At 70.8% G+C, this 12,468-nt stretch carries 9 protein-coding genes; 5 read left to right on the top strand and 4 right to left on the bottom strand.

Annotated elements, in window-relative coordinates; translation table 11 throughout:
* Nucleotides 1–4: 4 nt before the first annotated feature.
* The 4 genes from ACZ4O3_RS07865 (at nt 5) to ACZ4O3_RS07850 (ending at nt 8,218) form a co-directional block, all read left to right on the top strand.
* On the top strand, nt 5–940 hold the full coding sequence (locus ACZ4O3_RS07865; RefSeq protein ID WP_467721588.1) for an AAA family ATPase: 936 nt from the start codon (nt 5–7) through the stop codon (nt 938–940).
* A gap of 4 nt (nt 941–944) precedes the next feature.
* Complete coding sequence (locus ACZ4O3_RS07860) at nt 945–1,940, top strand: hypothetical protein (RefSeq protein WP_467721587.1); 996 nt, start codon at nt 945–947, stop codon at nt 1,938–1,940.
* A gap of 50 nt (nt 1,941–1,990) precedes the next feature.
* Nucleotides 1,991–5,992 (top strand): hypothetical protein, encoded by a 4,002-nt coding sequence (locus ACZ4O3_RS07855; RefSeq protein ID WP_362713154.1) that lies wholly within the window; start codon nt 1,991–1,993, stop codon nt 5,990–5,992.
* 255 nt (nt 5,993–6,247) lie between these two features.
* A complete protein-coding gene (locus ACZ4O3_RS07850) occupies nt 6,248–8,218 on the top strand; it encodes a YncE family protein (RefSeq protein WP_467721586.1) in 1,971 nt (656 codons plus the stop codon).
* 42 nt (nt 8,219–8,260) lie between these two features.
* Here the strand turns inward: ACZ4O3_RS07850 and ACZ4O3_RS07845 are convergent, their stop codons facing one another.
* The 3 genes from ACZ4O3_RS07845 to ACZ4O3_RS07835 are packed head-to-tail and all read right to left on the bottom strand — an operon-like array spanning nt 8,261 to nt 9,626.
* Entirely contained in the window at nt 8,261–8,575 is a 315-nt protein-coding gene (locus tag ACZ4O3_RS07845) for a hypothetical protein (protein WP_384990114.1), read from the bottom strand.
* Nucleotides 8,572–9,201 (bottom strand): SigE family RNA polymerase sigma factor, encoded by a 630-nt coding sequence (locus ACZ4O3_RS07840; protein WP_467721585.1) that lies wholly within the window; start codon nt 9,199–9,201, stop codon nt 8,572–8,574. Before ACZ4O3_RS07840 ends, ACZ4O3_RS07845 begins: the two co-directional genes overlap by 4 nt.
* Nucleotides 9,202–9,215: 14 nt before the next feature.
* On the bottom strand, nt 9,216–9,626 hold the full coding sequence (locus ACZ4O3_RS07835) for a hypothetical protein (protein ID WP_467721584.1): 411 nt from the start codon (nt 9,624–9,626) through the stop codon (nt 9,216–9,218).
* A gap of 661 nt (nt 9,627–10,287) precedes the next feature.
* On the opposite strand from ACZ4O3_RS07835, the gene ACZ4O3_RS07830 reads away from it, so the two are divergent.
* Nucleotides 10,288–11,319 carry a serine hydrolase domain-containing protein gene (locus tag ACZ4O3_RS07830; RefSeq protein ID WP_467721583.1) on the top strand — a complete coding sequence of 344 codons (1,032 nt, stop codon included), beginning with the start codon at nt 10,288–10,290 and terminating at the stop codon, nt 11,317–11,319.
* 117 nt (nt 11,320–11,436) lie between these two features.
* Here the strand turns inward: ACZ4O3_RS07830 and ACZ4O3_RS07825 are convergent, their stop codons facing one another.
* Entirely contained in the window at nt 11,437–12,435 is a 999-nt protein-coding gene (locus ACZ4O3_RS07825; RefSeq protein WP_362713640.1) for an NADP-dependent oxidoreductase, read from the bottom strand.
* Nucleotides 12,436–12,468 lie beyond the last annotated feature (33 nt).

Genomic DNA, 12,468 nt, shown 5'->3' with positions numbered 1-12,468 from the left:
CCTCGTGACCTCCTTCGTCTCCCATGGGCCCGACCGCAGGGACGGCCGCGTCTACGACCTGTCGGACGACCTCCGGCTGGCGATCGACGTCGCGCTCGCCACCGATCGGCCACTGCTGCTGAGCGGCGACCCCGGATCGGGCAAGTCCTCCCTCGCCGCCTACCACGCTCGGCAGCACGGGCTGCGCTACTACGAGCACGTGGTCACCTCCCGGACCCAGGCCACCGATCTGCTGTGGACCTTCGACAGCGTGCGCAGGCTCGCCGACGCACAGGTCCACCAGGGCCGCCTGCACGAGGGTGTATACGTCCGGCCCGGCGTCCTGTGGTGGGCATTCGCCCCCGAGTCCGCCCGCACCAGGGGCGGCCTGCTCAAGTCCCTGCCGCACGGCGAACCGTACGGTGATCCGTACGACCGGTCGCGGGACGAGCACGAGACGCGAGGCGCCGTCGTCCTGATCGACGAGATCGACAAGGCCGACCCGGACGTCCCCAACAGCCTTCTCGTGCCGCTGGGTTCGCAGGAGTTCACCGTCGTCGAGACAGGCACCAGGGTCCGGCGCGAGACGGCGGCCGGTCCGCCGCTCGTCGTCATCACCACGAACGGGGAACGGCAGTTGCCCGAGGCCTTCCTGCGCCGCTGTGTGACCTACACCCTGCCCGAACCGACCCGCGAAAGCCTGATCCGGATCGCCGAACTGCATCTGCGGGACGAGGGTGTCCTCGTGGACGACGCCACGCACGCCCTGATGGACGCGCTGGCCGACGCGCTGCTGGAAGCCCGCGCGGACGGCTCGGTCCGGCGGGAGAGGCTGCCCAGCACCGCGGAATACCTGGACGCGCTCCGGGCCTGCCGTGCCCTGGGCAGGAAACCCGGGCACCCCGACTGGCCCCTCGTGCGGAACCTGACCCTGGCCAAATCCGCGCGGCGGGAGGGCTGACGGGATGCGTCCGGCGATCTGGACGGGCGACGCCGTCCGTGCCCTCGCGGTCGCCCGCACCGAGGCCGAACAGGCGCGGGTGCTCGAACTCCTCGGCCTCGCGTCCGTCGCCGCTCCGTCTCCCGACCCGTCCGTGGAGCGTGAACCGGGTGACGGCTCTCCCGACCCCACCACCGCCGGGCGGCCGTCCACGCCCGGGCCACCACGAGTACCCGAACGCGGCCCGGAACCCGATCCGGACGCCCTCGAACCGGCGGCGGACGCCCCGCCCGGACCCGAGACCGAGGGAGCGGGTCCGCCGCTGCTGAGCCCGGTGCGCGTCGAAGCGGTCCTCCTGCCCGACAGCCTGGACGAGCCGGACGAGCGCCTTCCGTTCCCGGCGGAACACCCGGCCCGGCTGCCACACCTGCCTCTGCTCGTGCCGCGCTGGACCGGCGCCATCCTGCGGTCCGTGGTGTCCCGGCGAGTGGGCGACGGCCCGGTGGACGTCGCCGCGCTGACCGACCTCATCGCCCGTGGCCGGCCGGTGGACCGGTTTCCGCGGCTGGCCGTGCCGACCCTCCGCTACGGGGTGCAGGTGCTGGTGGACCGGGGCGGCGGGATGCAGCCCTTCCGGCGCGACCAGAATCAGCTGGCCGAGACGATCCGGGCGGTGGTGGGCGAGCGGCTGGTGGAGGTCGGCTTCTTCTCCGACGTCCCGCTCCGCGGTACCGGTCCCGGCCCCCGCTGGACCAGGACCGGCTACCGTCCGCCCGAGCCCGGCCGACCCGTGCTGCTGCTCACCGACTTCGGCATCGGCGGCCCCCTGGACGACCCTCGCCGGGCTGTCCGGGACGAGTGGGAGGAGTTCGCCGCCGTCGTCACCCGGGCCGGCTGCGGCATCGCCGCGCTGTGCCCGTATCCACCGGAACGGCGCCCTGACTGGGTTTCCCGGCTCTGTCCTGTGATCCACTGGGACCGTGCCACCACGGCCGGACGGACGGGGGTGAGCGGACGGTGACCGCGTCGGCGAGCCGACGGCCGTCGCACGGGTCACCCGAGGTGCCGCCGGTGACGGACTTCGAACTGCCGTCCCCTCCCCCCTCCGGTGCACTCGAACTGGCCACGCTGCTCAGTTTCGCGACCCGGATCGAACCCGAACTGATCAGGGCTGTTCGCCTGGGCCTGTTGCCGCATCTGAGCGCGGCCGACGAGGCCGATCTGTGGTTCTGCGACTGGATCGGAGCCAGGTCCTCCGAGGCGGTCGCGCTGCGCCCGGAGTGTCTGCCGAGTCTGCGGGCCGCGCTGGTGGCGCGGCTGGAGGGTGAACCCCGGCTGCGGAGGGTCGAGGAGATCGTCACCCGGCTGCACAGCGGACTCTCTCCCGCGCTCGCCCTGGAGGAGCGGATCACCTGGGCGTGCCTGACGGGCGACCCGGCGACGGCGGACCGCTATCTCGGGCGGGCCCTGCACGCGCTGGTACAGGAGGGGCGTTCCGGTCTGGCCGACTGGTTCGCCGGTGCCTGGGAGCGGCTACCCGAAGAGGTCCGTTCGAGTGGCAGCGCCTGGGCCTTCGCCAATGCAGTGCGGCCCCTCGGACCGCGACTCGAATCCGGTCCGGGCTCCGGGGCCGATCTGGCCGTGGTGGCGGCCATCTCCGACGCGGTGGGAGAAACCGGCCTCGGTGTACGGCGTGAGGGCGGCCGGCTCTGGCTCGGTCCGCCGCGCGGACGCGCCGCAGCGGCGATCCTCGTCCCGGACACCCACCCCCGGGTGGTCGAGGTCGGTTGGGACGGCCGCACACGGACTGTCCGTCTGGCCGACGGCGAGGAGAGGAGCTTGTCGGTCGGGCCGGGACCGGTGACTCTGCGTACGGGGGCGGGGTGGGTCTACGAGATCGGCCCCGCCGACTCGTCCACCGCGCCCGAGGTGCCCGCGCGCGGCGAGGACCCGGTCCTGGAGATCGCCGCCGCACTGGATCGGGTCCGGCAGCACGGGATGTCGCCGGACGCGGAACGGGTCCTGACCAGAGCGGTGCGCGAGGCGCTGGACGGCTTCCGGCGCGACGACGACTTCGGGAACCTACGGCAGGCGTACGCACTGGCCAAAGATCTGGCCGCCATGGTCTCCGAGTCGGCGTTCCCCACCGAGCTGTCCCTCACGATCGCCGAAGTCTTCTCGGCCTACGGCCGTCGGGCCGGCACCCGGCGTGCCCTGGAGCAGGCCATCGCCCTGGGCCGGCCGCGAATCGGTCGCGGCGGCCAGACGGACACCTGGGCACGGACCGTGGTGGGTGCCGCCACCCATGGACGGTTCCTCCAGGACGGCCAGCCGCGCCATCTGGCCGACGCACTGGACGTCCTGGTCGACGGCCTGGACCGGGACCTCGCCGCCGCCGCGGCAGGAGAGCCCGACGCCGGACGTCTCGTCGGCGAACTCCTCGACGTATGCCTGTCGCTCCACGAGTGCCACCCGCAGCCGGCACTGCTCACAAGGGTGACGGAATTGGGTGAGATCGTGCTGTCCCGCAGTTCCCTCTCCTGGCCCGTGGTGGCTTTGCCACTGGCCCGGGTTCTGGTGGCATGGCACGCGGACGAACCCGAAGCGGGTGTACTTGACCGTGCCGAGCGACTGCTGAACGCGCGCTCGGAGGACGAACATCCGTCCCGCAGGGCCGAGTGGGAGGCCGTACGCTCCTCGATGGAAGTCGCCCGCTTCTGGGACGGCGCGCATCCCGATTCCCTCGAACGAGCCCTCGACCGATCCCGTTCGGCGGTTCGACTGGCACCGGCCGACAACAGGTTTCTGAGGGCGCGGTTGCGGCTGGCCCTCAGCGGGCTTCACCACCTCCGGCATGCCGTCGGCGCGGGAACGGAGGCCATCGACGAGGCTGTGACGCTCGGCGAACAGTGCCTCAAGGCCCTCCCCGAGCATTCGACGCTGCACCAACCGGCGCTACTCGGACTGGCCCGCGCTCTGCTCGCCCGGTTCCGAACAGGCGGTACCCAGGCCGACCTGGAGCGGGCCACCGCGGTCGCCGAGAGTGCCGTCACCCACGCCCTCGAAGGCAGTGGGGACCAGCGCCACCGGGCCGCTCGCAGGGAAGCGCACATCGTCGGGCCCGTGTTCGTCGCGCCGCCGGGCCGCGTGCACGAAGGACGCGCCCTGCTCGGTGAGTGCTGGGCGCTTCGGTTCGAGCAGAACGCCCATCCAGAGGCGATCGACCGCGCGCTTGGCTGCTTCCGGTCCGTACTCGAAGATCCGCCCGAATACGCCTCGTTGGACTGGTGCATGAGGCTGGCGGAGGAATACGCCTCGGCCCTGCTCGGTCAGGAGATCGCGGAGAGCCGGACCAAAGCCCTCGACCGTGTGCTCACGTTGCTCGACGCGCCGTACGCCAAGAGCCCCTGGGATCCTACGGACACCTCCAGACGTCATCGTTTCGAACGGCTCGCCGCCGCCCATGTGCTGGCACGCCGCCCCGACTTGATGATCGGCGCGGCGGGACGCGCGGCCGAGGTGCTCAAGGAGGTGGCGCGGACCTCCGGTCTGGGACCGCTGAGCCGCTTCCGGGCGGCCATGGCATGGTCGGACCTCGCCATCCGGCTCCAGGATTCCGAGGAGGTCATGCGGAGCCACGAACTGATCTTCGGAGAGCTGTTCCTGGCGTTCGCCCTGCCGACCGGAGACCCCCCGCATCTGCTGGCAGGCTTCGAGGAGCGGTGCCGGGAGGCCGCGGCATACGCGATCGAGTCGGGGCATCCGCAGCGCGCCCTGGTCTTCCTGGAACAGCGCAGCGCCGTGATCGGCTCGTGGCACGGAGACCAACACGTCGAGATGGCGCGGCTGGAAGCGGCTTCGCCTCAGCTCGCCGCGGAAATCAAGCAGTTGTGGGCCGTCGCCGATCTGGCTCCCGGCCACGTCGGACAACCCGAGTTCCGCAGCCGTGGACGCGGCCGCATCGACGCGGTGATCGCAACAGTGCGCGGCCTGCCCGGATTCGAGGGCTTCCTCAGGCCCATCCCCGATGCCCTGCTGAGCCACGTGGCAGGCGAAGGTCCCCTGGTGGTCCTGAATGCCGCCGGCCGACGTTGCGACGCGCTCCTGCTGACCAGGAACGGGACGGTGGTCGTTCCGCTGCCGGACGTCGGGCTGGAGAAGGTCACGGCGCGCGCCGAACGCTACCGGCAGGCGTACCGCGGAACGCGTGAGACGCAGGACCGTATCCGCCTGGATCTGGAGTGGCTCTGGCACACGACCGTACGGCCCGTCCTGATCTCGCTGGGGCTGTACGAGAACGGCCGGGCGCCGGGCGAGCTGTACACAAGGGTCCGTCACCTCCAGTCGTCAGAGACCCTGCCCCGCCTCTGGTGGTGTCCGACCGGTGCCTTCGCGGGACTTCCCCTGCATCTGGCGGGCGGCGACGGGGAGTCCACGACGGACCATGTCGTGTCCTCCTACACGCCGGACATCCGGGCTCTTCTGAACGCTCGCCACGACGAAAGGCACTCGCGTCACCGTGAGGGACCCCCCCGAATGCTGGTGGTGACCGGGAGCGACGCCGATCCGGGGCGCGGGTCGAGGGAGGCCGAACGCGTCGCCCGGACAGTGCCGCGATCCCTTCTCGTGCAGGCGCCCGCCCGGGGGCACCTGCCGCGGCTCCTGTCCGAACACTCCTTCCTGCACGTCGTAGGCCATGTCAGTGATCACCTCGGTCACTCGGGGACTCTGGCGATCCTGGGGCCGGCGCATCGACAGCCCACGTCCTTCCCGCACGTCCCGGGCGCAGCCCTGGCCTACCTGTCGATCGACGGGATACCGGAAAACGATCCCTGGTCGATCGCCGCGCGCCTCCAGGCGACCGGCTGCCGCCACGTCATCGCCTTGCTGGGGCCTGTCCCGGACGATCTCGCCGAACACATCGCCGTCGAGTTCTACCGACAACTTGCCGGCCCGGACGGTGAGCTCCGTCCGGAGCGTGCGGCACTCGCCCTGCACCAGGTTGTGCGGGACCTGGGTGCCGACGTGCCGTCGGACAGGCCCTTCCTCGGGATCGTTCATCTCGGACCGTGACCCGGCTCCCCGGCCCTCGTCACGTCTCCCGAGAACGGTTCGCATGCGCGATGTGGGCTCCGGTGCCCTCCAGTTCAGGCGCGGCCCGCCCGGATGTTCCGCAGGGTCACATAATGGGCGTGGACATGCCGGTCGAGTGCCTTATGCTGCGACTCCCGCGATGTCCGCGTACCCGTCCTGGTGCGAAGGGGGGACGCGCGGCCTGCTCGTTCGTGCCCGGGGATTCCGGGCTTTTCTGTGGGGGTTCACATCACTGTGCGCAGGCGCAGCATCGCGGTCGCGACGACGCTCGCGGTCGCTCTCGGTTCGGTCGCTCTGGAAGTGGGCACGGCAGTCCCGGCGGTTGCCGACTCCGCGAAGACACTTGGGGTGAAGTCCGTCGCCGACATGGTCGTCGACGGCGCTCACCGGCGCGTCTACATCTCGGATCCGACCGGCGGCAAGATCGTCGTCACCGACTACACGGGCGTCGTGCAGGCGACGCTGACCGGTCTCTCCGGCGTGAGCGGTCTCGCGCTGTCCGCCGACTCCGGGCACGTGTACGCGGCCGTGAAGAACGGCTACCGGATCGTCTCGGTGGACACCAGCACGTACACCCAGACCGCCAGTTACTCCGTCGGCGGGCCCCCCGGCGACCTGGAGGTGGTGGACGGGAGGGTCTGGTTCACCTACAACACCGACATCGGTGTCCTGGACCTCTCCGGTCCTGAGCCCGTCGTCCACCGTGGCCAACGCGGTGACGTCGACTTCTACGGCGCCTTCGGCATGTTCCTGGCCTCCGACCCGGCGGTCCCCGGCGTCCTGGTGGCCGGCAACGGCGGCGCTCTCGCCGTCTACGACGTGTCGGGCGACGGCGCCTCGCTTCGGGTCAAGGGCTCCATGGACACCTCGGTGCGGCAGTTGGACCTGACGCCCGACGGCAGCCGGGTCCTGACCTCCTGGGGCGACCCCGACCGCGGCTACGGCATCGGCGCCTACTCGGCCACCGACCTGTCCACGGCGGCGGGGTATCCGATCGACCCCTACCCGAACGCCGTACGAGTCGCCCCCGACGGCACCGTCGCCGGCGGCAGCGAATCCTGGTACGAACCCGACGTGCACGTCTACCGCCCCGACGCGGCGTCACCCCTGCGGGAGTGGGACTTCCCCAACACCGGCGACAGCAGTGGCGCCGACACCCTGGTGGAGGGGGCGCTCGCCTGGGCACCCGACGAGAGCCGCCTCTTCGCCGTCTCGGTCAACACCGCCAGCACCTACACGCTGCGTGTCCTGACCGACCCCACCAAGGAGCTGCCCACCCTCACGGTGGCGGCCCCCGCGACGTCGGACCGCGCGAAGAAGCTCACCGTCACGGGCAAGCTGACCTCGAAGACGCCGGTCCCCGCGGGCACAAGCCTGAAGGTGACCCGGACGGACGTCGAGTCCCCCACCGGCAAGGCGCTGACCACCGTCACGACCAAGGCGGACGGCGGGTTCTCCTTCACCGACACCCCGCCGGCCGGCGGCAAGGTCACCTACAGGGTGTCCTACACAGGCGACACCGCCCACAGCTCCACCACCGGATCCGACACGGTCACGGTCGCCCGCAGGGCGACCGCGCTGACGCTGACGAACAACGGCAAGATGTACTCGTACGGCACAGACGTCACGTTCACCGCGCACCTGGGAACGACGTACAAGAACCGTACCGTCGCGATCTACGCGGACCCCTTCGGCTCCGACAAGCCCAAGAAGCTGCTGAGGACCGCCAAGGTCAACTCCAAGGGGAATCTGTCGGCGACCGTCGACATGACCCGCGACACCACCGTCAGCGCCGTCTTCACCGGGGACGGCCGGTACGCCGGAAAGACCGTCAACTCGACCGCGTACGCACACGTGAAGGTGTCCACCACCGTCTCCAAGCACTACAAGACGGGCCGGATCGGCTCCACGACGTACTCCTACTTCCACAAGAACACCGACCCGGTGTTCACCACGACCATGACCTACTACAAGGGGCGCAAGCAGCGCCTCCAGGTCCAGGTGTACTACCAGGGCCGCTGGTACGACTCCGCCTCCGGCTACTTCGCCCTGGCGACCAACGGCAGGTCGGCGGTCAGCCTGGAAGCACCGGGCACATCGGGGGTCCGCGCCCGGGTGCGTTCCTCGTACATCAACTCCTCCTCCGGCGACACGGTCAACTCCACGACCCACGGCGCCTGGAAGTACATCACCTTCACCGGCTGATACAGCGGGCCCACCCTTCACCAGATCCCCCAGGACCCCCTGCTAGGGCACGGACGCGACAGCCGAGGGCACCGGTTGCGGGTCGGTGGAGGGAGGGGTCGCGGTGGGGCTGGAGTGCTGTGCGGGTGGTGCCGGGCGGGGGCGGTCCGGGGTGTGGGAGGACAGCAGGAGGACGACGGCGGCCGCGGCTGCCGCAGTGGCGGCGACGGCGACGGACAGCATCCGCCGGATCCGGCGTGTGCCCCAGGTCCTGCCGGCCGGCGGCCGGGCCGGCGACAGGTCATGAGCGCTGATGAGCTGCCCGCGCGCTTCCAGCGCGGCGCGCAGCCGTTCCTCGAGCGGCGCCCGGCTGCTCATCGGTCCACCTCCAGGAGTCCTTCCAAAGTGGCGAGCGCACGGCTCGCGGTGGACTTGACGGTGCCACGGGACACGCCGAGAGTCTCGGCGATCTGCGCCTCACTCAGGTCGGACCAGTAGCGCAGAACCAGTACCTCACGCTGGCGGGCGGTGAGCTGGGCCAGTGCGTCGAATACCTGTCGGTGCTCCTCGGCGAGCAGCAGCAGTTCGTCGACCGGTGCTCCCGGGCCCTGGTACGGCGGGGTGTACGTGCGCGCGGTGCGCCGCCGGCGCAGCACCGAACGGGCGGCGTTGACCACCGCGGTGTGGAGGTAGGCGTGCGCGTCCTCGAGGTCGTCCAGCTGTTCGCCGTGCCGGCGGCAGACGGCGGCGAAGGCATCCTGGACGACGTCCTCGGCGGTGTGCAGGTCGTCCACCAGGAAGGCCGCCAGCCGGACCATGTCGAGACGCCGGGTCCGGTACAGATCGGCGAGTGTGGGGGAACCTTCCTCACCGTCCCGGTCCGCCACCGGACGCAGGTGCCGGAATCGCCGGCCGGGGTGCGGCGCGCCCGGCGCCGTAGAGGGGGTGGTCCCGGTGCGGCGCAGGAGCCGGACCCACCATGGCTGGGCAAGGGTGAGCTGCATCGTCCTCGTTCGGATCAGGGGTGCGGGGGGGGGGGGGCCCGGTCGGGCCCCCCGCACTCCTTGGTTGTTGTTTCGCGGGCCGTGGGACCCAGGTGGGGGGTTCCTTTTTCGTTCCCCAGCACCCGAGAAAAGGGTGTCCCCTTGGAGGTGTGCGTCCCCGGAGCGGACGGGACGGGCTTCGGGTACGGCTTGCCGTTCGCGTCACCCGGCACCGGAGACGGGTCACTGTCGCCGGAGGTGTGCGTCCCCGGAGCGGACGGGACGGCCTTCGGCTCGGCCGGCGCGGACTTGGCCGGGTGGGCGTGGCCGGCGGTGGCCGCCTGAGCGGCGATGCCGCCGCCCGCCACCAGGGCGAGACCGGCAGCCGACCCCAGCACCCAGGTGCGCAGGGGACGGTTCGACTTCTTGGCGCGGGAATGCCGCATGGGAAACGACTCCAAAGAGTTCAGACAACGTTGACAGGTCAGACAGCGCCCGGACCGCAAACCCCGTCCCGGAAACCGCCTTTCACCCCACCAGACGTGCGGACCCACCCGAGGTTGTCGCGAGCCGCGAAAAATCTGCGCCCTGCTGGAGCCGGCGGGTGAACGACCCCACATACGGCCGGCGGCGGCCCCGAGCCCCCTGGGCGCGGCGCGGGCGGTGCTGGAGTAACCAAACGTCCTCGTTTTCTCCCCGCCGTCGGATACCCTCCGAAGGATTCCCCAGGGCTGTACAAAGCCCGCCGGTATCGGCTTCGTCCCGGGGCTGGGCGCCAACTCGCGGGACCACGGGCCTTGTTCTCCTCCCCGTACACCGATCGTGCCCATCGGCTTTCCCGGAGTCTCGAAGGAGCGTGAAGTGCAGGTGAAGGTGCGTGTTCGACGGCGCCCGCGACTGGCGGGGTTTCGCGCGATGGCGACCGTCGCGGTGTCCGCGGCCCTCGTCGTGCCCCTCGCCGCGACCCCGTCGCGTGCGGACGCGGTCCGCGGGAGTGCGGCCGTCGGCTCTCGGGCGGTCTCGGAGGCCCGGCACGACGGCACTGCGCAAACACGCGCTCGTCTGCGGGAGTTGGCGCGGAAGTTGGTGGAAGAGGGAGTACCCGGGGTGATCGTGCGGGTGGACGACGGTCACGGCAGGCCCATCGAGATCTCCGAGCAGGCCGCCTGGACGAAGAAGGACCATCGGCTGAGGGCGGACGACGAGGTGCGGGAAGCGTCCAACACCAAGACGGTGATGGCCGCCCTCGTCCTGCAACTGGTCGCCGAGCACAGACTCGCCCTCACCGACCCCGTCGGCAAGTGGCTGCCCGGCCAGGTGCGCAACGGCAGGGCGATCACCCTGCGCATGCTGCTCAACCACACGAGTGGGTTGTTCGACTACACCGAGGACCCCGCCCTCGCACCGGCGCTCACCGGCCGGGACTCCCACGTGTGGACGTCGAGGGAGATCCTGGGCCTGGTGAGCGGACACCCGGCACTGTTCGAGCCCGGCACCCAGTGGTCGTACAGCAACACCAACTACATCGCCATCGGCGCCGTCCTGGAGAAGGCCACCGGGAAGAGCCTCGCGGCGCTGGTGCGGGACCGGATCGCCGGGCCCCTGGGGCTCCGGCACACCTTCTACGCCACCGGCCCCGCCTGGCGCGACCGGCACGCGCACGGCTACGAACCTGACGCCGCCCACATGCCACCGGACGTCCCCGAGGAGTTCAGGGTCTACGCCGGACCGCGGCACGACGACCACGTGGACGTCACCGGCGACTACGTCACGGCCGACGGAGCGGATGCCGCGATCGTGTCCACCGCCGGCGACTGGTCCCGTTTCTACGGCGCGCTGATGTCGGGCCGTCTGCTGCCCGCCGCCCAACTGGCAGAGATGCGCACCACCGTGCCGGAGAGCGGGCCGGATGACCCGGAGGAGCTCGGCTACGGCTTGGGCATCGAGAGGGCGAAGACCGACTGCGGCACGGTCTGGGACCATGTCGGCATCGTCCCGGGCTATGCGACCTACAACGTCACCGACTCCACCGGCCGCCGCACCGCCGCCTTCTTCTTCGCCACCTCCACCCTCGGCAAACAGGCACACCAGACCGGCGCGGCCCTCATGGACGCCGTCAACTGCGCCGTCTTCGACTGAGCAGCGCGTCCGACGGGGCCACGATCGAGTACGCCGGTGTCAGGGTGATCCGGGCGATCCGCCACCCTTCGTCGTGACCACAACAGTGCCTCGCCACCACCGGCGGGAGGTCGGCGCTCACGGGGCCACCGTCAGCACGATCTTCCCCTGGATGTGGCCCTGCGCGGCTCGCGTGTGTGCGCTGTGCGCCTCGGACAGCGGGTAGGTGCTGTCCACCCCGACCTGGAGCCTGCCCTCCCCCAGCAGGCGCCCGATCTCGGCGAGCTGAGCGCCGTTGGACCGCACCTGAATGTTCGAGACGCTGATGCCCAGACTCGCCGTCTCTTCGGGGTCGTACTGGGCGAAGAACACCGGAAGCATGGTGCCGCCGCGCTTGAGCACGCTCAGAAAGCGTGAGCTGTCCGGGCCACCGACCGTGTCGATCACCAGGTCGACACCGCTGACCACGTCCGCGGCACGTGTCCTGGTGTAGTCGATGAACTCGTCGGCGCCGAGTTCGCGCAGGAACTGCTCGTGGCGTCCCGAGGCCACTGCGATCACGTGGGCGCCCTTCCATGCCGCCAGCTGGACGGCGAAGTGGCCCACTCCCCCGGCGGCCCCGTTGACCAGTACGGTCATGCCCGGCGTCAGCGGCACCGGCTGGTGTACCTGGCCGGTGAAGGGAGACGGCACGTCGTGGCCGAGATCGACCAGGTACTGCCAGGCCGTAAGCGCGGCCATCGGGGCGCCGGCCGCCTGTACGTGGTCGAGTCCGGTCGGCTTGTGGGCCAGGTCCGAAGCCGGCGCGGCCACGTACTCGGCGTATGTCCGGCCGTCGAATCCGGGGAAACGCAGCATGCCGAAGACCTCGTCACCGACGGCGAACCCCGGTGCATCCGGAGCGACCGCCTCGACCACGCCCGACATGTCCGTTCCGGGGATCAGGGGGTATTCCAGTGCCGGCCTCATCTCGGCCGGCATGACCTTCATCCCCTCACGCAGGTACCAGTCCGGCGGATTGACGCCCACCGCGTGCACCCGGACAAGCACCTCCCCCGGACCGGTCCCGGGAACCGGAACCTCGTCGTACTGCAGGACTTCCGGGCCGCCCGCCTCGTGGAACTGGATCGCCTTCATCACGCCTGTCTCTTTCCTGGAAAACGCCGGGAT

The sequence above is a fragment of the Streptomyces sp. NPDC026515 genome (genome assembly GCF_055567595.1).
Note: the sequence above shows the minus strand (reverse complement) of the source record. Positions and strands in the feature narration are given on the sequence as shown.